This is a genomic window from Allobosea sp. FW305-C-101, from assembly GCF_058783685.1.
On record NZ_JBYSYT010000004.1, the window covers coordinates 339,756 to 360,375 of the forward strand.

The 20,620-nt window shown below is 67.2% G+C and carries 19 protein-coding genes; 6 read left to right on the forward strand and 13 right to left on the reverse strand.

Annotated elements, in window-relative coordinates; translation table 11 throughout:
* Nucleotides 1-43 precede the first annotated feature (43 nt).
* A complete protein-coding gene (locus tag AC3WMA_RS19130; RefSeq protein ID WP_492286935.1) occupies nucleotides 44-310 on the reverse strand; it encodes a hypothetical protein in 267 nt (88 codons plus the stop codon).
* A gap of 145 nt (nucleotides 311-455) precedes the next feature.
* Between AC3WMA_RS19130 and AC3WMA_RS19135 the strand changes: the two genes are divergently transcribed.
* Nucleotides 456-890: a DUF992 domain-containing protein gene (locus tag AC3WMA_RS19135; RefSeq protein WP_492286936.1), complete on the forward strand. Its 435-nt coding sequence runs from the start codon at nucleotides 456-458 to the stop codon at nucleotides 888-890.
* Between the two features lie 166 nt (nucleotides 891-1,056).
* The gene (locus AC3WMA_RS19140; RefSeq protein ID WP_492286937.1) at nucleotides 1,057-1,437 is read left to right on the forward strand and encodes a response regulator; all 381 of its coding nucleotides are present in this window, start codon (nucleotides 1,057-1,059) and stop codon (nucleotides 1,435-1,437) included.
* A 10-nt stretch (nucleotides 1,438-1,447) separates the two neighbouring features.
* Here the strand turns inward: AC3WMA_RS19140 and AC3WMA_RS19145 are convergent, their stop codons facing one another.
* The 5 genes from AC3WMA_RS19145 to polA form a co-directional block, all read right to left on the reverse strand.
* Complete coding sequence (locus tag AC3WMA_RS19145) at nucleotides 1,448-2,839, reverse strand: sensor histidine kinase (protein WP_492286938.1); 1,392 nt, start codon at nucleotides 2,837-2,839, stop codon at nucleotides 1,448-1,450.
* 80 nt (nucleotides 2,840-2,919) lie between these two features.
* Complete coding sequence (locus AC3WMA_RS19150; protein WP_492286939.1) at nucleotides 2,920-3,345, reverse strand: hypothetical protein; 426 nt, start codon at nucleotides 3,343-3,345, stop codon at nucleotides 2,920-2,922.
* A gap of 2 nt (nucleotides 3,346-3,347) precedes the next feature.
* On the reverse strand, nucleotides 3,348-3,707 hold the full coding sequence (locus tag AC3WMA_RS19155) for a glycine zipper domain-containing protein (RefSeq protein ID WP_492286940.1): 360 nt from the start codon (nucleotides 3,705-3,707) through the stop codon (nucleotides 3,348-3,350).
* Nucleotides 3,708-3,825: 118 nt separating this feature from the next.
* Nucleotides 3,826-4,902: an AI-2E family transporter gene (locus AC3WMA_RS19160; protein ID WP_492286941.1), complete on the reverse strand. Its 1,077-nt coding sequence runs from the start codon at nucleotides 4,900-4,902 to the stop codon at nucleotides 3,826-3,828.
* Nucleotides 4,903-5,055: 153 nt separating this feature from the next.
* Nucleotides 5,056-8,100, reverse strand: a complete 3,045-nt coding sequence (gene polA, locus AC3WMA_RS19165; RefSeq protein WP_492286942.1) for a DNA polymerase I — start codon at nucleotides 8,098-8,100, stop codon at nucleotides 5,056-5,058.
* Between the two features lie 95 nt (nucleotides 8,101-8,195).
* Here polA and AC3WMA_RS19170 point away from each other — a divergent pair, with 95 nt between their 5' ends.
* The gene (locus AC3WMA_RS19170) at nucleotides 8,196-8,861 is read left to right on the forward strand and encodes a nitroreductase family protein (RefSeq protein ID WP_492286943.1); all 666 of its coding nucleotides are present in this window, start codon (nucleotides 8,196-8,198) and stop codon (nucleotides 8,859-8,861) included.
* 147 nt (nucleotides 8,862-9,008) lie between these two features.
* Here AC3WMA_RS19170 and AC3WMA_RS19175 read toward each other — a convergent pair whose 3' ends face one another.
* The 4 genes from AC3WMA_RS19175 to AC3WMA_RS19190 all read right to left on the reverse strand — a co-directional run bounded on the left by AC3WMA_RS19175 (nucleotide 9,009) and on the right by AC3WMA_RS19190 (nucleotide 13,962).
* Nucleotides 9,009-9,947 carry an aldo/keto reductase gene (locus AC3WMA_RS19175; protein WP_336811570.1) on the reverse strand — a complete coding sequence of 313 codons (939 nt, stop codon included), beginning with the start codon at nucleotides 9,945-9,947 and terminating at the stop codon, nucleotides 9,009-9,011.
* A gap of 169 nt (nucleotides 9,948-10,116) precedes the next feature.
* The gene (locus AC3WMA_RS19180) at nucleotides 10,117-10,677 is read right to left on the reverse strand and encodes an AAA family ATPase (protein WP_492286944.1); all 561 of its coding nucleotides are present in this window, start codon (nucleotides 10,675-10,677) and stop codon (nucleotides 10,117-10,119) included.
* A gap of 5 nt (nucleotides 10,678-10,682) precedes the next feature.
* Nucleotides 10,683-12,506 (reverse strand): translational GTPase TypA, encoded by a 1,824-nt coding sequence (typA, locus tag AC3WMA_RS19185; RefSeq protein WP_492286945.1) that lies wholly within the window; start codon nucleotides 12,504-12,506, stop codon nucleotides 10,683-10,685.
* Nucleotides 12,507-12,660: 154 nt separating this feature from the next.
* Nucleotides 12,661-13,962, reverse strand: a complete 1,302-nt coding sequence (locus AC3WMA_RS19190; protein WP_492286946.1) for a TAXI family TRAP transporter solute-binding subunit — start codon at nucleotides 13,960-13,962, stop codon at nucleotides 12,661-12,663.
* Between the two features lie 100 nt (nucleotides 13,963-14,062).
* Between AC3WMA_RS19190 and AC3WMA_RS19195 the strand changes: the two genes are divergently transcribed.
* The 3 genes from AC3WMA_RS19195 to AC3WMA_RS19205 all read left to right on the forward strand — a co-directional run bounded on the left by AC3WMA_RS19195 (nucleotide 14,063) and on the right by AC3WMA_RS19205 (nucleotide 18,001).
* Nucleotides 14,063-14,746 (forward strand): phosphoribosylanthranilate isomerase, encoded by a 684-nt coding sequence (locus AC3WMA_RS19195; RefSeq protein WP_492286947.1) that lies wholly within the window; start codon nucleotides 14,063-14,065, stop codon nucleotides 14,744-14,746.
* Entirely contained in the window at nucleotides 14,743-15,960 is a 1,218-nt protein-coding gene (gene trpB, locus AC3WMA_RS19200) for a tryptophan synthase subunit beta (protein WP_492286948.1), read from the forward strand. The genes AC3WMA_RS19195 and trpB overlap by 4 nt, the downstream gene beginning before the upstream one ends.
* A gap of 124 nt (nucleotides 15,961-16,084) precedes the next feature.
* Nucleotides 16,085-18,001 (forward strand): glycosyltransferase family 2 protein, encoded by a 1,917-nt coding sequence (locus AC3WMA_RS19205; protein WP_492286949.1) that lies wholly within the window; start codon nucleotides 16,085-16,087, stop codon nucleotides 17,999-18,001.
* On the opposite strand, the gene AC3WMA_RS19210 is transcribed toward AC3WMA_RS19205, so the two are convergent.
* From AC3WMA_RS19210 to AC3WMA_RS19220, 3 genes are all read right to left on the reverse strand, one after another.
* Complete coding sequence (locus AC3WMA_RS19210) at nucleotides 17,946-18,545, reverse strand: SCO family protein (protein WP_492286950.1); 600 nt, start codon at nucleotides 18,543-18,545, stop codon at nucleotides 17,946-17,948. The genes AC3WMA_RS19205 and AC3WMA_RS19210 overlap by 56 nt on opposite strands.
* A 95-nt stretch (nucleotides 18,546-18,640) precedes the next feature.
* Nucleotides 18,641-18,817: a hypothetical protein gene (locus AC3WMA_RS19215; protein WP_156367053.1), complete on the reverse strand. Its 177-nt coding sequence runs from the start codon at nucleotides 18,815-18,817 to the stop codon at nucleotides 18,641-18,643.
* Between the two features lie 211 nt (nucleotides 18,818-19,028).
* Nucleotides 19,029-20,462: an amidohydrolase family protein gene (locus AC3WMA_RS19220; protein WP_492286951.1), complete on the reverse strand. Its 1,434-nt coding sequence runs from the start codon at nucleotides 20,460-20,462 to the stop codon at nucleotides 19,029-19,031.
* Nucleotides 20,463-20,620: the final 158 nt, after the last annotated feature.

Consider the following 20,620-nt stretch of genomic DNA (forward strand, 5'->3'; position numbering starts at 1 on the left):
AACCGAAGGTCGGCGCCAGCGAATATGCGATAAACCAGCGGCCCTAGTGCGGAAACTCGGCCGGGCCAAAGCGCAGAAGGAAGCCTTGCTGGTCGTCGCCCGGAGCGATATCGCCAACCAGCCGCGGGCCGCTGCGGCGCGCGACCATCACCGCCAGCGCGGCCTCCTGATCGAGACCCGTGGCGACGAGATCCTCCAGCTCCCAGAAAGGCGGCAGCGCCGTCAGGGTTTCGGGATCGATTATTATTGGGGTTTCCCCACGTGGACGACTCACGGACATCGACATTCCCATGCCAAGATGAAACGCCAACGCTACAAACTCTTCCCGGTTCCCTAGCCCGGAACTGTGGGTTTCTTGGGGCGTTCGTACCGCCAGTTCACCAGGAGCATTCGAGATGAGCCTTGGGCATTCCCGACCCTGCCTAACCGCCCTTGCCCTCGTTGGCCTCATAGGAATGCATGAGCCTGCCGCCGCGCAGCCCGCCGGCCCGCCGACCGGGCGCCTGTCCTGCACCGTCGGCACCAATTTCGCCGCCATCGCCAAGTCCCAGCGCCCGGCGGAATGCCGCTTCAGGCCGCGTCGCGGGCCGATCCAGCACTATAACGGGATCGTCCGCAGCTTCAGCCTGGACCTCGGCTCGGTGCGCACTGCGACCATGGTCTGGCGCGTCTACGGACCCTACGCGCGCGCACCGCTCGGGGCACTCAGCGGTCCGTTCAAGAGCGGCAGCGCGACCGCTCCTTCCGCGCCCGGCAATGCACTGGTCGGTGGCAAGGACAACGAGGCGACCTTGCTGCCATTGCCGCTCCAGGGCAATCGCGGCATCAATGTCGCCATCGGCGTCACAGCTCTCGACCTGACGCTGGTCGAGCCCGGGCGCCGACGCTAACGTCAACGAACTGCGGGCAGGCTTACCCTTTACTAACCTTGACTGGTCAAAATCGACTCAAATCCCAAGCTTTCCGCCGGCGCATGGCGTAAAAGCAGGAACATCGCCAATCCTGTCACGTTGAGACGGCGTAACAGGATTGCAGTGTGAGTGAGAGAGCCGGTCAATGGCTGATATCCGCGTACTCATCGTCGAAGACGACCCGTTCATCGCGATGGACATCGAAAGTGCCGTGGCCGAGCAGCTCGGCGACGGTGTCGAGCTGATCATCGTCGAATCCGTGGCCGAGGCGCGGCGGATGACGGCGCAGCAACTGGCGTGCGCCCTGCTCGACATCGATGTCGTCGGCGGCAAGACCTTCGACGTGGCGAGCACGCTTCAGGAAAGCGGGACGCCTTTTGCCTTCGTCTCGGGTTCGGCGCCGCATGAGGTGCCAGCGACGCTGCGCGGCGCCCGTTTCCTGCGCAAGCCGTTCTCGACGCGCGAGGTCGCAGCCTTCGTGAAAAGCGCGGTGGGTATGCCTCGCCTCAAGGCGGTGCAAGGCTGACGCCGCACCATCAGGCCTGAGCCTGGAGGCTTTCCCGCTTCGGAAAGACGATCGTCACCTGCGTGCCCGGACGCTCGGCCTGTTCCGGGTGCGCCGGCTGCGAGGTCATCGTCGCCCGCATGCTCCGCAGCAGGCTCGCGATCACCGTCTGGCCAAGGCCCTTGCTCGCCGTCTCCGGTGGCATGCCGACGCCGTCATCCTCGATCGAGAGGGCAAGGGCCGGTTCCCCTTCATGCTCTGCCGGAGCAAAGCGGATCACGATCCGCCCCGACATGCCGTCAGGAAAGGCATGCTTGATGGCGTTGGTCACGAGCTCGTTGACGATGACGACGAAGGACACGGCGTCGCGGCCGGGCAGGCGAATCGATTCCATGTCGAGATCGATCCGGATCGGCCGGCCTTCAGCCGATTTTCCGATCTCGGCGAGCAGATCTTCCATATAGGGCCGCGCATCGATCTCGTCGGTCTCGATATCGAGACGCAGGCGCCGCTGCCCGGCCGCGATCGCCTGGATGCGCGACTGCGCCTGTCCCAGCGCGGCCTTGACCGCCGGCTCGCGCGTCTGCCGGCTCTGCACGTTGAGCAGCGCCGAGACCATGGCGAGGTTGTTGCCGACCCGGTGGTTGACGTCGCGCAGCAGCGCCTCGATGCGCAGGCGCTCGCTTTCGAGCTGCCGCGTGCGCTCGCCAACGATGCGCTCCAGCTCGGCGTTGCTGACGGCGAGCGCGGTACTGCGGCGCTGGCGGCTGCGCAATTGCTGCCAGGCGGCGAAGGCGAGCCCGGCGAGCGCGATGACGATGCCCGTGCTGCCCCAGAGGCGGCGGCGCTCCTCCCGGCTGTAGAGCGACCTCAAACGGATGTTCTCGCTCTGCTGGATCTCCTGGACGGTATCGCGCAGCCCTTCCATGGCGGCGGTGCCGGCGTCGCTGCGGACCAGCGCCAGCGCCTCCGTCCGGCGGCCCGCGCGTTCCAGCGAGATTGTCCGGTCGAGCTCCGCGAATTTGACGCCCATGTTCTCGCGCAAGATTCTGACCCGCTCTTTCTGAGCCGGGTCGGCGTCGACCAGCGCCGTCAGGATATCGAGTTCGGGTCCGGCGGCGGCCCGGCCCTCGGTGAAGGGTTCGAGATAAGCGGCCTGCCCGGTCAGCAGGAAGCCGCGCTGCCCGGTCTCGGCATCGCGCATCCGGCCGAGGAAACGCTCGGCCCGCTCACGGATCTCGATCGCATGGGAGACGCGGTCCGCCGTCTGCCGCGCCTGCCAGTTGATCCAGGCGGCCAGCACCACCGCGAGCGCCACCACCGCGATCGCGATGATCGTGGTCGTGGCCGAACGGACGCGCGCGCCGAAGACCGGAAAAACCGGCAGCGGAAAGCGGTTGCGGGGCCTCACCTGAGCAGACATGCAAGTCTTGTTAAGGGACGCATGCCGACATCCCTATGTAAAAAGACATGCTTCGTCCATGCCTGCCGATTCACACGGAATCAGGCTTCCGCATCGTCATCATCGCCGCCCGCGACGATCTGACGGCCCAGAATCGCACCGAGCACGACGATGCCGCCGGCAAGCGCCATGCGCCAGCTGAGCCGCGAGCCGATGAGCTTGGCGGCGATCGGCGCCGCCGCAAGGGCCGCCGTCGCGGCCGGGCGCGGCGGCCGGCGCCGCCCCTTGACGACAAGCGCGATGCAGATGGCGAAAAGCCCGGCCAGGAAAAGGCCGCCGGCGACCCAGAGGCTCGCGGCGATCGCGCCATAGCGCTGCTCCAGCACGGTATGCAGGGCATTCAGCGCATAGCCGCCGGCGCAGAGCATGAGCAGGACGGCAAGGCCAAACAGGCCGTAGACGGTGACATTACGCCTCACCACCCCGGAAACCTCCGAGGCGATGAAGGAACCGATCCCCCCGAACATGGTCAGCGTGCCGACAGGAAGCCGACGAACAGGCCGACCGCCGCCGCGATGCCGAGCGCACGCAGCGGCCGCTCGCGGATCTCGTCCTCGATCAGCTGCTGTAACTCGGTCGCCTGTTCCTTGGCGACATCGACCATCTTGTCGGTATCGACGCCGACGGCGCGCAGGCGCTCGCTGACGGTGGCGGCGATGTCCTCGGCGCTGCGGGTCAGAGTGTCCTCGAGCGCGCTCGCCTGGCGCTTGGCGCGGGCTCCGGCCTGGCGCGCCTCGGCCGCGACATCCTCGGCGCCGGCCTCGACCTCGGCCTTCGCGCGTTTGGCAGCGGCGGCAGCCTGACGTTTCGCGGATGTCGTGGTGGCCATGGCGGTGTCGTCCTGTCGCTGTTAGAAGTTTCGATGGTGGCGGGGAGATGCGGCTGCCGCAAGGGCTTCCGCCTGTTTTGGCAACGCATAGGCGTGACTTCAGTTCCGGAAGCCGCGATCAGGCGGCTTTCGCCTCACCGGCCTCCTCGGCATCCGCCTTCGCCTTGTCGTGGCGATAACGCGCGAACTCCTCCTGCGCGACCATGGCGACGATGACGATCGGCGTCGAGAGCACTGCACCGACCGGCCCCCAGAGCCAGAGCCAGAAGATGAAGGCGATGAAGACGAGGAAGGGCGAGATTGTCAGGCGGTTGCCGACGAAGACGGGCGTGACTGCATTCGCCTCGATCAGGTGCAGGGCGTAATAGGCCGTCGCCGGCCAGAGCGCCGCAAGGATCGAGGGCGCATCGAGCAGAGCGCCCGCGAGCAGCAGGATCGCGACGATGATCGGGCCGATGAAAGCGAGATAGTTGAGCAGGAAGGCGAGCGCCCCCCAGAACACCGGGAAAGGCAGCCCGGCAATCCAGGCGATCGCCATGGTGAGGACGCCCATGCCGAGATTGATCGTCGTCACCAGCGCGAAATAGCGGGCGACGCGGGCCTCGATCTCTTCGAAGAACGAGCCGGCCGAGCGGCGTGCGCCGCGGCCGAGACAGAGCCTCAGCACCCGCGCCTTGAGATGGCGGCGGGTCGCCAGCCAGAAATAGATCGTCGCGACGAAGATCAGCATGCCGCCGGCCGCCGTCGAGGAGGACATGGCGATGTCGAAGAGCGGATTGCCCTGGGAGACGCTGAGCTCGGCACCCTTGCCGGTGATCGAGGCGATGCCGCGCTTGAACTCGTCCATGAAGACGAAGACGCCCGCGAGCTTGGTCTTGAGCGCCGCCATCATGGCCGGGGCCTGATCGCTCCAGCCGGCGACCGGCACGGCGAGGATCGCGATGGAGGCGAGCAACAGGCCGATGAAGAGCAGCACGACCAAGGCGGCGGCCGCATGCTGCGGCACGCGATGGCGCGCCAGCACGTCGACGAGCGGGCCGAGCACCAATCCGAAGATCACCCCCGCGACGACCGGCATGGCGATGACCTTGGTCAGTGCCAGCGAGGCCGTCGCCAGAATGACGAAGATGCCGACGATGGCGTAGCGCACGATGAGATCATGCTCTGAGGGCGTGACCTCCGCGGTTTCCTCCACCACCGGTTCCGGTTCCGCCATGTACCGCGGAAACGGCCGCCAGGCCGATGAGCTGAGCATGTCTTCGATTCCAACGCGCGACCCGCGCCCCCCTGGCGCGTCGAAGGGATCAACGCCGGAAGGATCGGCCGGGTTCCGGCTGGTCGGAGGCTCTCAGTGCGCCTCGTCCCAGTTATCGGCGGCGCGGGCCTCGACCGCGAGCGGCACGCGCAATTGCACGGCCGGATGCGGCGCCTCGATCATGACCTTCTCGATGATCGGCAGGGTCTTCTCGACCTCGGCCTCTGGCACCTCGAAGACGAGTTCATCATGGACCTGCAGGAGCATGCGGGCATTCAGCCGGTTGGCGGCGAGCGCCGAGTCCATGCGGGTCATCGCCCGGCGGATGATGTCGGCGGCCGAGCCCTGGATCGGGGCGTTGATCGCCTGACGCTCGACGAAGGCACGCTCGGACGGGTTCTTCGAGGCCACCGCCGGGAAATGGCAGACGCGGCCGAAGATCGTGGTGACCTGGCCATGGGCGCGGACATGGGTCTTGGTCTGGTCCATGTAGTCGCGGATGCCGGGGAAACGCTCGAAATACTTGCGGATATAGGCGCTGGCCTCCTCGCGACCGATGCCGAGCTGGTTCGCAAGGCCGAAGGCCGAGATGCCGTAGATGATGCCGAAATTGATCGCCTTGGCGCGGCGGCGCACCTCGCTCGGCATGCCCTGGACCGGCACGCTGAACATCTCGGAGGCCGTCATCGCGTGGATGTCGATACCATCCGCGAAGGCCTGCCGGAGCTGCGGGATCTCCGCGATATGGGCGAGCAGGCGCAATTCGATCTGGCTGTAATCGGCCGAGACCAGCTTGTAGCCCTTCTCCGGCACGAAGGCGGTGCGGATCTTGCGGCCGGCCTCGGTGCGGATCGGGATGTTCTGCAGATTCGGCTCGGAGGAGGAGAGCCGGCCCGTGGTGGTCGCCGCCAGCGCATAGGAGGTGTGGACCCGGTTGGTCTCGGGGTTCACATAGCCCGGCAGCGAGTCGGTATAGGTCGATTTCAGCTTGGCGAGCTGGCGCCATTCGAGGATTTTCGACGGCAGCGCGTGGCCCTGCTCGGCGAGGTCCTCGAGCACGCCGGCACCCGTCGCCCATTGGCCGGTCGCGGTCTTCTTGGCGCCTTCCAGCCCCATCTTGCCGAACAGGATGTCGCCGAGCTGCTTGGGGCTGCCGATCGTGAACTTCTTGCCGGCGAGCTCGTAGATCTCGTCCTCCAGCCGCGCCAGCCCTTGCGCGAAATCGCCGGAGAGGCGCGAGAGGATCTGCCGGTCGATGGCGATGCCGCGGCGCTCCATCCTGGCGAGGACCTCGACCATCGGCCGTTCCAGCACCTCGTAGACCGCCGTCTTCTTCTCCGCGACGAGGCGCGGTTTCAGCGCGAGCCAGAGGCGCAGCGTGACGTCGGCATCCTCGGCGGCATAGTCGGTCGCCCGGTCGAGCGGCACCTTGTCGAAGGTGACCTGGTTCTTGCCGGTGCCGGCGACCTGGGAATACGGAATCGTCTCGTGGCCGAGGTGCAATTCCGAGAGACGGTCCATGCCGTGCGTGTTGTTGCCGGCATCGAGCGCATAGGAGATCAGCATCGTGTCATCGATCGGGGACACGCTGAGGCCATGGCGTTCCAGAACCAGCAGGTCGTATTTCAGGTTCTGGCCGATCTTGAGCACGCCGGCATCGGCGAGCAGCGGCTTCAGCGCGGCGACGGCCTGCGCCATCGGGATCTGGCCGGCCAACAGGCCCTCGTCGAAGAGGCCGCCATCGCCGCCACGATGCTGGAGCGGGATGTAGCAGGCCCGGCCCGGCGCGACGGCCAGCGAGATGCCGGCGAGGTCGGCCTGCATCGCGTCGAGCGAGGTGGTCTCGGTGTCGAGCGCGACGTAGCCCACCTCATAGGCCCAGCCGATCCAGCGTTCGAGATCGGCGAGCGTGCGCACGCATTCGTATTTCGAGCGGTCGATCTTGCCGGCGATCGCCTCGTTCTTGCGGGAAGCCGCGAGATCGCCCGGCTTCAGCCAGCCGTCTTCGCCAGCAGGAGCGCCTGAGGCAGCCGCGGCGGGCGCAGGAGTGGCGGCCGGGGTAGCACCGAACGCGCCGTCCTCGGCGGCATCGGCGCCGGCATAGAGCGCCTTGAGCTCAGCTGCGCGCGCGCCGCCCGGAGCCAGAGCCGGATCGGCATCGACGGCGCCGACATCTGCCTCGTAGGCCTCGGCGACGCGCTTGGTGATGGTGGTGAACTCCATCGCCTTGAGGAAGGCGATGAGCTTCGCCGGATCGGGCTGCTCCAGCGTCAGGTGTTCCAGCGGCGTCTCGACCTTCACGTCCTCGACGAGGCTGACGAGCTTGTGGGAGATGCGGACCTTCTCGATCACCTCGGGATTGGTCAGGGTCTCCCTGCGCTTCGGCTGCTTGATCTCGCCGGCCCGGGCCAGCAGGGTTTCGAGGTCGCCGTATTCGCCGATCAGCTGGGCCGCCGTCTTGATGCCGATGCCGGGCGCGCCCGGCACGTTGTCGGTGGCGTCACCCGCGAGCGCCTGCACATCGGTGACCTTGTCCGGCATCACGCCGAAATACTCGACGACCTCGGGCTCGCCGATGCGGCGCTCGGCGCGGAAGCCCGCGCCCTTCTTCTGGTCGCCGGAGGCGGGGTCGTACATCGCGACGCCCGGCTTCACGAGCTGCATCAGGTCCTTGTCGGCGGAGACGATCAGCACGTCGGCGCCGGCCTCGCGGGCCTGTTTCGCATAGGTCGCGATCAGGTCGTCGGCCTCGTAGACATCCTGCTCGACCGGAATGAGGCCAAAGGCACGCACCGCCTCGCGCATCAGCGGGAATTGCGGAATGAGATCGGGCGGCGGGTCGGAGCGATTGCCCTTGTAGGCCGGGTAGATCGCCTTGCGGAACGAATTCTCAGACTTGTCGAAGACGATGGCGAGATGGGTCGGCCGCACGCCGAGCACGCCCTCGCGCACGAACTGGAAGAGCTTCGTCGCGAAGAGCCGGACCGCGCCGGAGGGCAGGCCGTCCGAGCGGGCATTGTATTTCCGGTCCTGGTTGATCGACTGGAAATAGGCTCGGAAAATGAAGTTCGAACCGTCGACCAGGAAGAGATGGTCGCCGGGCTTCAGGGCGGGGGCGGTGGTGGCTTTCTCGCTCATGGCGCGGACCATAAGCGGGCCGGCGCAACGGGTCCATTGCATCCCGCCCGCGATTCGCAGCAAGCTGACCAAATTGCGTCAGGAGCGAAGCGCCCGTGAGTCCCTATGTCACCATGCCCCTCGTGTTCGAGGGTGTCCCGGAAGCGGAGATGCAGGGGCGGGCCGATGCCTTCCTCGCCCGCATGCGCAAGCGCCGCACGGTGCGTGACTTCTCGGACAGGTCAGTGCCGCGGGAGCTGATCGAGACGGCGGTGCGCGTCGCCGGCACCGCGCCGTCCGGTGCCAACCAGCAGCCCTGGAGCTTCGTCTGCATCGCGGACCCGCAGCGCAAGAAGCTGATCCGCGAGGGTGCGGAAGAGGAGGAGCGCGCCTTCTATGCCGGCCGGGCCGGCGAGGAATGGCTGGACGCCCTCGCCCATCTCGGCACGGACGACCAGAAGCCCTTCCTGGAGACCGCCCCCTGGCTGATCGCGATCTTCGCCCAGCGCTGGGGCGTCGATGCCGAGGGTAACAAGATCAAGCACTATTACGTGCCGGAATCGGTCGGCATCGCCACCGGCTTCCTGATCGCGGCGCTGCACGATGCCGGGCTGGCGACGCTGACGCATACGCCGGCGCCGATGAATTTCCTCAACGAACTCTGCGGGCGGCCCGACAACGAGAAGGCGCTGATCCTGCTCGTCGTCGGCTATCCCAAGGAGGATTGCCTCGTCCCCGCCATCGGCAAGAAACCGCTGGAGGAGATCGCGACCTTCCTGTGAGATGTCCGCTTCAACAAGCGCGCCGTCATCCCGGACAAGCGGCGTAGCCGCGCCGATCCGGGATCCATCGTAAAGCTCCGGAGCCCTCCGATGGATCCCGGGGCAGGCCCGGGATGACAACGAGGTTCCGAGAAAATTCGGCACGCCTTAAGCAGTGATCTTGTCGATCTCGGCGAGGTCTTCCGCGCTCAAAGCCCAGTCGGCCGCCTTGACGTTGGCCGCGACCTGCTCCGGCCTGGTCGCGCCGGCAATGACGCTGGAAACGACCGGCTGAGCTGCCAGCCAGGAGAAGGCGAGCTCGACCAGCGTATGACCGCGCTGCTCGGCGAAGGCGGTCAGGCCCTCGATGCGGCGCCAGTTATCCGCGCTGAAGATTTCGTCGGCGCGCTGCGGCAGCTTGGTCAGGCGCGCGCCTTCCGGCATCGCCGCGCCGCGCTTGTACTTGCCGGTGAGAGCGCCGTTGGCGAGCGGGAAATAGGGCAGGAGCCCCATGCCGTAATGGGCAATCGCCGGGATCAGGTCCTTTTCGGCGCCGCGCTTCAGCAGGCTGTACTCGTCCTGCGCCGAGGCGAAGCCGGGAATGCCGAGATCGCGTGCCGTCCACTGGGCATCGGCGACCTGCCAGGCGACGACATTGGAGCAGCCGATATAGCGGACCTTGCCCTGGCGGACGAGATCGTCCATGGCGCGCAGCGTCTCCTCGATCGGGGTCAGCGGATCGGGCCGGTGGAGCTGATAGAGATCGAGCCAATCGGTCTTGAGGCGCCGGAGCGAATCCTCGACGGCGTTCATGATGTAGCGGCGCGAACCGCCCTTCTTCACGCCCTCGGCATCCATATCCATGCCGAACTTGCTGGCGAGCACGATCTGCTTGCGGCGCGCACCCAAGACCTCGCCGAGCGCCGTCTCGGAGCCACCACGCTCGCCGTAGATATCGGCGGTGTCGAACAGGGTGATGCCATGCTCGATCGCGGCATCGACGACCTTGCGCGTCGCGTCGAGATCGATGCGGCCGCCGAAATTGTTGCAGCCTAGCCCGACGAGCGAGACGCGCAGGCCCGAGCGGCCGAGATTGCGGAATTGCATGGTGGTGATCCTTCCCCTTTCGCATCGGACCGAGAAGTGGGCACCACTTTTCGGAAAAATCCGACGCGACAACACGATGATCGAGAGGGCGGCAGAGGATCAGAGCCGGCGCGGCGAGACAATGGCGCCCGGCGCAAGGCGGACACGCGGCAGCCGAACGGCCGCCGGCTCAAGCGGGTGTCAGCCAACCTGTTCGGGTGAGGACGAGGCGGGCCAATTCAACCGGCGACTGCCCGTCCGTATCGACGACGAGGTAATCCTCGGCGGCTTCGCTCGCCATGCGCCGGGACTGGCGCAGGCTGCGCTCGATCTGTGCGTCGCGGCCGGCACCCTGCTCGCGGCGGTCGAGGCGCGCCAGCAAGGCCTCGTCACCGGCGCGCAGCCGCACGAGGGTGATCCGCGCCTCAGGGATGGCCGCGAGAATCCAGCGCCGGTCGAAAGCGGGATGGAGGATGACGCCGGACATCAGCAGGCGCCGGTGCCCGAGTGCGCGATAGGTCGCCCAGAGCGCCGCCAGATTGAGCTGGCTGACATCGCGTGCGCCGGGCGCGAGCGGGGCAAGCTCCTCCGCGCCGGGCTTGGGGAAGACGCGATCGAGCTCGTCGCTCTCGATCGCCGCATGCGGGATGCCGGCCTCGGCCAGCAACCCGCTCGCTTCCCAGCACAAAGTCGACTTGCCGACCCCCGCGGGGCCGGTGATCAGGAGGATCTCGACGTCTGTGCCGGACAAGTCGCTCAGGCCACTTCGGCCTTCTGCTTCTGCGAGCGCTTACGCTCGTTCGGGTCGAGGATGCCCTTGCGCAGGCGGATCGACTTCGGCGTGACCTCGACGAGCTCGTCGTCGTCGATCCAGGCGAGCGAGCGCTCCAGCGTCATCCGGATCGGCGGCGTCAGACGAACGGCCTCGTCCTTCGAGGTCGTGCGGATGTTGGTGAGCTTCTTGCCCTTGAGCACGTTCACCTCGAGATCGTTCTCGCGGGTGTGCTCGCCGACGATCATGCCCTGATAGACCTTCCAGCCGGGCTCGATCATCATCGGGCCGCGATCCTCGAGGTTCCACAGCGCGTACGCCACAGCCTCACCGGTCTCCATCGCGATCAGCACGCCGTTGCGGCGGCCGCCGATCTCGCCCTTGTAGGGCAGGTAGTCATGGAACAGGCGGTTCATGATCGCGGTGCCGCGCGTGTCGGTGAGCAATTCGCCCTGGTAGCCGATCAGACCGCGGGTCGGAGCGTGGAAGACGAGGCGCAGGCGATTGCCGCCCGACGGGCGCATCTCCAGCATGTCGGCCTTACGCTCCGACATCTTCTGCACGACGACGCCGGAATGCTCCTCGTCGACGTCGATCACGACCTCTTCGATCGGCTCCAAGAGCTGGCCGTCCTCGCCGCGCTTCAACACGACGCGCGGACGGGAGACGCCAAGCTCGAAGCCCTCGCGGCGCATGGTCTCGATCAGGATCGCAAGCTGCAATTCGCCACGGCCGGAGACGATGTAGCTGTCCTTGTCGCTAGCCTCTTCGATCTTCAGCGCGACATTGCCCTCGGCCTCCTTGAACAGGCGGTCGCGGATGACGCGGGTCGTGACCTTGTCGCCCTCGGTGCCGGCCAGCGGGGAATCGTTGACCATGAAGGTCATCGACACCGTCGGCGGATCGATCGGCTGCGCCTTGATGGGGGTGTCGACCGACGGGTCGCAGAAGGTGTCGGCAACGGAGCCCTTCACCAGGCCCGCGATCGAAACGATGTCACCGGCGACGGCTTCCTCGATCGGCTGGCGCTCAAGGCCGCGGAAGGCGAGGATCTTCGAGATGCGACCGGTCTCGACGGTCGAACCGTCGCCGGAGAGCACCTTGACGGTCTGGTTCGGCTTGGCCGTGCCCGAGGTGACGCGGCCGGTGATGATGCGGCCGAGATAGGGGTTGGCCTCCAGCAGCGTGCCGATCATGCGGAAGGGGCCTTCCTCGACGGTCGGCTCCGGCACATGCGAGAGGATGAGGTCGTACATCGGCGCGAGGCCGTTATCCTGCGGACCTTCCGGCGAATGGGCCATCCAGCCCTGCTTGCCCGAACCGTAGAGGATCGGGAAGTCGAGCTGCTCGTCGGTGGCGTCGAGCGCGGCGAAGAGGTCGAAGACCTCGTTGATGACTTCGGTGGTGCGGGCGTCGGGCTTGTCGACCTTGTTGATCGCCACGATCGGGCGAAGGCCGAGCTTCAGCGCCTTGGAGACCACGAACTTGGTCTGCGGCATCGGGCCCTCGGCGGCATCGACCAGCACGATGGCGGAATCGACCATGTTCAGGATGCGCTCGACCTCGCCGCCGAAATCGGCGTGGCCGGGGGTGTCGACGATGTTGATGCGCGTGTCCTTCCAGACGACCGAGGTCGCCTTGGCCAGGATGGTGATGCCGCGCTCCTTCTCGAGGTCGTTCGAATCCATCACGCGCTCGATGACGCGCTGGTTGTCGCGGTAGGTGCCGGACTGCTGCAGCAGCTTGTCGACGAGGGTCGTCTTGCCATGGTCGACGTGCGCGATGATGGCGATGTTGCGCATGGACATGCGGGTCTGGGCCTTGCTTTCAAGGCCACGAGCCGGTCTGGAGCGCTGCCCCGCCGGCGTAGCCTGTTTCACGTGAATCTGGAATTCGTTGCGCTGCACATAAACGCTGGCGGGCTTTTCGGCAACCGCCGAGCCTGCCGAAAAGTAAATGCGTTCAGGTCTCCGCCAGTGCGCGCTGCCGCTCGGCCACGGCCCGGCCGACCTGATCGATGGCCAGGCGATAGGCCGCAAGCGCCGCCGTGTCGAGATCGCCCTTGGCGTAGTCGGCGAGCACGCGCGTCAGAATCTGGTCGGCCTCGCGGCCGAGCCGCATCAGTTCCACCTCGTCCTCGCAGGCGCGGATCAGGGCCAGCAGCCCGAGCAATTCGTCGAGGCCGGCCATGGCACGCCGGCGCCTATTGGCACTCTCGCGGCCGAGCAAGGCTGCACCGCCCGTGCCCACCGCCGAGAGCGCCATGGCGCCGATATAGAACCAGTCGCCATAGCGATCGAAGAAGGTTTCCTGCTCGCCATCGATATAGGCGGCCGCGCCCGAATGGACCGGCAGGGGGGCGTCCTTGTCGGTCGAGGGCGTCTCCAGCGCCTGCACGGCCGGCAGCTCCGACACCAGCGTCAGGCGCAGGCCGAGAATGTCCTTGGTCAGTTCGCCGACGAGGTTGTCGTCAAGGCTCTGCGCCGCGACGAGGCGGGAGGTGATCGAGATGGTCTGCAGGCTTTCGGCTGGACGGGGCGGATCGCCGCCCAGCGCGCCACGAACGATCTCGCCCGACTCGATCGCCCGGTAATGCGCCGCCAGCGCATCCGCCTCGCGGACCGGGATCAGCACGGGATCGTTGCCCCAGGCCTCGCGCAGGCGGCGCAGGCCGTCGTTGTTGGTGTGGGAGCCGACGGCATTGATCGAGAAGAAGACGTCGATGCGCTTCTCCTTGGCGGCCGCCACGATCTCCTCCTGGCTCAGGCCGACGATCTCAACCTCTTCGGGCCGGACCTCGTATTGCGCCAGCACCCGCTTCAGCAGGGTGATGTTTCCGGTCGGGTTGCGGGACACGCCGATCCTGCGGCCGCGCAACTCGGCGATGCGGCCGATCGCGGTCTCGGTCGTCGTGATGAAGAACGGAAAGGTCCGCCGGGTGATCAGGACCGTGTCGGCCGTCGAGGGCATGGCAATGTCGGCGCGCAGCATGGCGAGATCGGCCTGGCCGGCATCGATCTTCTTGGCGCTGTCCTCGGAGCCCTCGGTCAGGACGAGGCGGAGGCGGATGGAAGCCTTGTCGCGATTGAGGCCCTGCACGAAGGCAGCAGCCATGCGGGCATCCTCGGAGCCGAGCGGCCCGACCGCAAGGCGCAGGGTCCGTGGCTGGCCGACATAATAGAATACCGCCACGACGAGGCCGGAGACGGCGAGCAGCCCCGCCGCGATCGCCAGCCCGCGCCTGCCCATACCCAGCCGGATCAATCAATGCCCCCTTCTTCGCCCCATGCAAGCATGGCTTCCTTCGCCATCATGTCGCAAGTACGGCATGCGCCCGGGAACGGACCGTGCTAAACGCCGGGCCATGTCCACTGGTTCGCCCTTCCTGATCAAGATCTGCGGCCTCTCGACCCCCGAGACGCTGGAGGCCGCGCTCGCGGCCGGCGCCGACATGATCGGGCTCAATTTCCACCCGAAGAGCCCGCGCTACGTGACGCTGGAGCGCGCCAAGGAGCTCGCGGCGATCGCGCGCGGCAAGACGGAGGTCGTCGCGCTCGTCGTCGACTGGAGCGAGGAGCGGGCCGCCGAACTTGCCGAGGCGTTGAAACCCGACTGGTTCCAGTTCCATGGCCGCGAGACGCCCGAGCAGACCGCGGCCCTGCGCCGTGCCGTCGCCCGGCCGGTGATGAAGGCCCTCGGCATCGCCACGGCCGAGGACCTGAACGCCGTCGCCGGCTATCGCGATGCCGCCGATCTCATCCTGCTCGACGCCAAGCCGCCGAAGGATGCGGCCTTCCCCGGCGGGCACGGCAAGCCCTTCGACTGGGGCCTGCTGGGCGGTCTCGACCCCTCGCAGCGCTTCATGCTATCGGGCGGGCTCGATCCGGCGAATGTCGCGGAGGCGATCCATGTGACCCATCCGGCGGGCATCGACGTATCATCAGGCGTCGAAAGCGCGCCGGGGGTCAAGGACCCCGCCCGGATCGCGGAATTCATCGCGGCGGCCCGCAAGGCCGCGGCGGCAGGACAGGAAAGCTCGAGCGCATGAACGCCCCCTCGACCCCGAACAGCTATCGCAACGGCCCGGACGAGAACGGCCGCTTCGGCCTGTTCGGCGGCCGCTTCGTCGCGGAAACGCTGATGCCGCTGATCCTGGAACTGGAAGAGGCCTATAACGCCGCCAAGGCCGATCCGGCCTATCACGCCGAGATGACCAGCGGCCTGAAGCACTATGTCGGCCGGCCCTCGCCACTCTATCTCGCCGAGCGCCTGACGGACCATTTCGGCGGCGCCAAGGTCTATCTGAAGCGCGAGGAGCTGAACCATACCGGCTCCCACAAGGTGAACAACGTGCTCGGCCAGATTTTGCTGGCGCGGCGCATGGGCAAGAAGCGCATCATCGCCGAGACCGGCGCCGGCCAGCATGGCGTCGCCACCGCGACGCTCTGCGCCCGCTACGGGCTGGAATGCATCGTCTACATGGGCGCGGTCGACGTCGCCCGGCAGGCGCCCAACGTCTTCCGCATGCAGATGCTCGGCGCCACGGTCGTTCCGGTCGAATCCGGTACCAAGACGCTGAAGGACGCCATGAACGAGGCGCTGCGCGACTGGGTGACCAATGTCGGCACGACCTTCTACTGCATCGGCACGGTCGCCGGCCCGCATCCCTATCCCGCGATGGTGCGCGATTTCCAGTCGATCATCGGCAAGGAGACCCGCGAGCAGATGCAGGAGGCCGAAGGCCGCCTTCCCGATTCACTCGTCGCCTGCATCGGCGGCGGCTCGAACGCGATGGGCCTGTTCCACCCCTTCCTCGATGACTCCTCCGTCGAGATCTACGGCGTGGAGGCGGCCGGCCACGGCATCCCGAGCGGCCTGCATGCGGCCTCGCTCACCGGCGGGCGCCCGGGTGTGCTGCACGGCAACCGCACCTTCCTGCTGATGGACGATGACGGGCAGATCAAGGACGCCCACTCGATCTCGGCCGGGCTCGACTATCCCGGCATCGGCCCGGAGCATTCCTGGCTGCACGATGTCGGCCGGGCGAAGTACCTTTCCGCCACCGACGAGGAGGCGCTGGAGGCGTTCCAGCTGATCTCAAGGTTGGAGGGTATTATTCCAGCGCTGGAGTCCGCGCATGCGCTCGCCCGCGTCGCCGATCTCGCCCCGCAGAAGCCGAAGGATCACCTGATGGTGGTCAATCTCTCCGGCCGCGGCGACAAGGACATCCCGCAGGTCGCGGAGATTCTCGCGGCACGCTGACGCTCGAAAGGCCCCGTCCAAAGTTCTAGGCGTGGCCTCTCGACTCTCGCACCGGCAACGACAAGCATAGGTTGTTTCCGGCGCACCCGCGCCGGGCATGTTGCGTGGAGCGGGACCGGGGCCAGTGGGGGGCAGCGGTAACGACGACCGTCCGAGCGAGGTCGGGCCCGGCTCAGCCGGCCTGCCAGTCGAACTCGCCTTCCTGACGCGGCATGGCCTGCCGCCTTCCTTCCTCGCAGGCATAGCCGAGACATCCCGGCGCAACCGCACCGATCCGGTCCGCGAAGCGATCGCACGCGGCCTGATCGACGAGACCCGCTTCTATCGGGCGCTGGCCGCCGAGATGGGCCTGGCCTTCGTGGCACAGCCTCCGCCACTCCGGCCCGGTGGCGGACACGACGCCATCCTGCGCCAGGGCATCGCGCCGGCCGACGGCGACGCGCGCTTCCGCTTCATCCTCGCGCCGGAGGGACCGGCGTTGCGGCGGATGATCGAGGCCGGACCGCGCAACCGCGACGACATCGCGGTGACGACCCCGCGCCGCTTCGGCGACGCCCTGCGCCGCAGCAATGCCGCGCTATTGGCCGAGCACGCGGCCGGGCTCGATCCCGCCGGCCTCGCCCGCGACAGCGCCCGTACCGGTGCGAGCCGGGGCCAGGTGATCGCCGCCGGCTGCGGCGTCTCCGCTGCCGCGATCGGCGGGGTCTTCGCGCCGCTCGAAACCTTCTTCGGGCTCGCGCTGCTGCTCGGCCCACTCTTCCTCGGCCTGATCCTGCTGCGGCTTGCGGCTTCGATCGAGCGCTCCGCGCCCGACCTCTGGCGCAGCCATCGCTGGCGGATCGATGATGCCCGCCTGCCCGTCTACACGGTCGCGGTGCCGCTCTACCGCGAGCTTGCCGTGCTCCGGCAATTGACGGATGCGCTCGGCGCGCTCGACTACCCCGCAGCCAAGCTCGATATCCGCCTGCTGATCGAAGCCGACGACACGGCCATGCGCGGCGCGCTGGCGCAGATGGCACTGCCATCGCATTTTTCCGTGACCATCGTCCCGCCCGGCCTTCCGCGCACCAAGCCCCGCGCGCTGAACCTCGCCCTGCTCGAAGCGCGCGGGGCGCTCTTCACGATCTATGACGCCGAGGACATTCCCGATCCGCAGCAATTGCGGATGGCAGCGGCGCGCTTCCTCGGCGGCCCGAAGGAACTCGGCTGCCTGCAGGCGAGACTCGTGATCGACCATGCGGAGGAGGGCCTTCTGCCCGGCCTGTTCGCGCTCGAATATGCCGGGCTGTTCGAGGTGCTCAATCCCGGCCTGCTGCAATTCCAGCTGCCGATCATGCTGGGCGGGACCTCGAACCATTTTCGCACCGAGGCGCTGCGCACTGTGGGCGGCTGGGACGCCTGGAACGTGACAGAGGATGCCGATCTCGGCTTCAGGCTGGTGCGCGCCGGCTATCGCATCGGCGACCTGCCCTCCAACACCCGCGAGGAGGCGCCGGTCTCCATCCCTGCCTGGCTCAAGCAGCGCTCGCGCTGGATCAAGGGCTATATCCAGACGCTGGTGACGCATTCGCGCGCGCCCTTGCGGCTGATGCGCGAGGCCGGGATCGCCGCGACCTTCGCCTTCCTGTCGCTGGTCTTCGGCACCGTCGCCACGGCATTGGGCTATCCGGCCTTCGCCGTCGCCGCGCTGATCGCCTATTGGGACGGCTCGCTCTTCGCACCGGTCGGCACCGCGGCGACCCTGACCTCGACCATCGCGCTCGGCGTCTGGCTTCTCGGCAGCGTCGCCCTGTTCGTGCCGCCCGTCGTCGGCGCAGTCCGGCGGGGCGCGCCGGGCCTGCTGCTGCTCGTGCCGCTGCTGCCGCTCTATTATGCGCTGGTCTCGGTCGCCGCCTGGATGGCGTTCTACGAGTATTTCAACCGCCGCTTCGCCTGGAACAAGACCGAGCACGGGCTGGCGCGCCGGCGCGCGCCGATCGAACCGGCTACGAGTGACGCAGCCATTCCGCCGCGGCCTGCGCCGGAGGCTGCTCGATATTGAAGGCGCCGACGAATTTGCCGTCCTTGCCCATCAGATAGACCAGCGCGGTGTGGTCCATCGTGTAGTCGCCATCCTTCAGCGGCACTTTCTTGGCATAGGCACGATAAGCCTTGACCACGGCGTCGATGGCCGGCCGGTCGCCGCTCAGGCCGACGATGCGCGGGTCGAAGGAGCCGAGATAGCTCTTCATCGCGTCCGGCGTGTCGCGCTCGGGATCGACCGTGATGAAGAGCGCTTTAAGCCCCTTCGCCTTGGCGCCGTCGCCGGCCGCGCGCAGAGCCTCCGAGATCTCGAAGAGCTTGGTCGGGCAGATATCCGGGCAATGGGTGAAACCGAAGAAGACTAGGAAGGGCGATCCCTTCAGGTCGGTGTCGGAGAGCGGCTTGCCCTCTTGCGTCGTCAGCGTGAACGGGCCGCCGACGCTGGCCGTGCCGCTGCCACTGCTTCCCTGGCGACCGGGCGAGAAGGTCAGGATCGCGGCTGCGGCGAGCGCGAGCGCCCCGGCCAGGAAGACGACGAGGGGCAGGACGAGACGGCGGTTCACGGAGACATTCCCGGGCAGGCGGCGGCAGCCGCTAGACAGCGTTTTTCATGCATCGGCTGGGTCCGAAAACCGGTTCCCACTTTTCGGGCCGATGCCTAGAAGCATGCGACGATGGCGGCGATCAGCCCGTCAGTGAAGAGCCGGTCGCCTTCGCGCCACCAGAGCAGCAGGCCGGTGAGGAACAGGGCGAAGAAGCCCCCGCCAATCAGCATGAGGCCGAGACGGCTCGAAGAGCCGGCTTCCGTCTGCGTTGTCTCGTCTGCCTGCGACATAGGCATAACCTATCGCGGGATCGCGCCGTCCGAAAGCGGGCGGCGTGACGCAGGGGGCTCACGATACGGCGATGCGCCCTGAAGCATAATAGCGCGTCATTCTCGGGCGAAGCGAAGCGCAGAACCGAGAATCTCTGACAGGGAAAGGCTCTGGCGCCTCCCCTTCATGAGATGCTCGGGTCAAGCCCGAGCATGACGGCGGAGGTTCTGCTCACTTCACCGGGAAGGTCAGCGGCGAGTAATCCGTCACCGGGCGCTTGATCCAGTCGTTGCCGGGCGCGGCCGCTTCCGTCCGCTTCTGGCCTTCGTGGAGGCGCAGGGCCGCGGCCGGATAGTCCATGGTCAGCACGGTGCCGTCGCGGACGACGAGCCTGCCATCGACATAGACACGGTCGACGGCGCGTTCGGCGGCGGCATAGACCATGCTGCGCACGGGGTCGCGGTGCGGCTGCATCATCGGATGCTTGAGGTCGACCATCACGAGGTCGGCCTTGCAGCCGGCTTCCAGGCGGCCGATATCGTCGCGGCCGAGCGCGGCGGCGCCCGCCGTGGTCGCGGCCTCGAAAATGTCGGTGGTGGTGAGCGTGCGCGGGTTCTCCGCCATCATGCGGGCGACATAGCCGACATGGCGCATCTCCTCGATCATGTTGTGCGGATAGGTGTCGGTGCCCATGCCGATGCGGATACCGGCGCGGCGATAGCGCCCGAAATCATCGAGCGCGATGCCGCGGCGCATGAAGACCGTCGGGCAATGGGCGACCATCGTATCGGTCTCGGCCAGCAGCGCGAGATCGCGGCGGCTGTGCCAGCCGAGGCGCGGGTAGTCGTCGAGGAAGATGCCGTGGCCGACGATGCTGGTCGAGCCGAGCACGCCGAGCTTCTCCAGCCACTGAATCGGTGTCACCCCATGGCGGCGGGTGATCTCGTGGAACTCGACCGTCGACTGGGCCGCGTGGATCTGCCAGGGCAGGTTGCGGCGCTTGGCTTCCGCATGGCTGTCCTTGATCAGGCCCTCGCTGCAGGTGTCGATCTGCGCCGGGCAGACCATGCCGAAGAGGCGCCCTGAAGGGTGCTTCTGCGCCTGCTCGATAACGTCAAAGGCGGTCTCCATGGCAGCAGTGCCGGCCTTCTCGTCCCACTCGTATTCGACGACATGGCCGTTCTTCGTGTACCAGCGGGCCGAGCGGAACATCGGCGAGACGCAGACGCGCAGGCCGCTATTGGCCGCAAGGTCGATCCAGCCGGGATGGGCGACCGAGAGGTCGGCGAGCGTGGTGACGCCGGAGAGCAGGAGCTCGGAATAGGCGACCTGCACGCAATCCGGCACCGTCTCGGCATCGGGCCGCAGGATCGGCATGAACTCGTAAAGCGAGGAATTGTAGAGCGCGGGCGAGCCCAGTTCGTCGAGGAAGCCCTTGTTCAGCGCCTCGCTCGACGGATGCGAATGGATGTTGACGAGGCCGGGCATGACCATGCGCCCGCTGCCGTCGACGGTCTCGTCGGCCTGACCTTCGTAGCGCGGCCCGACATAAAGCAGCGTGCCGTCCTCGAAGGCGACATCGGCTCCGTGCAGATAGACATGCCGGGAGGCTTCCGCATCCCAGGCGACAACGACTTCGGCGTTCTTGATGACCGTGATCGTCATGATCTTTGTTTCCTCCTCCTTGGTGGTCTTTCTCGGAACCACGGCGTCATCCCGGGCTTGACCCGGGATCCATCGAAGGGCGCTCCGCTCTACGATGGATCCCGGATCGGCGCGGCTGCGCCGCTTGTCCGGGATGACGCCGTGGTTCCGAGAAAAAT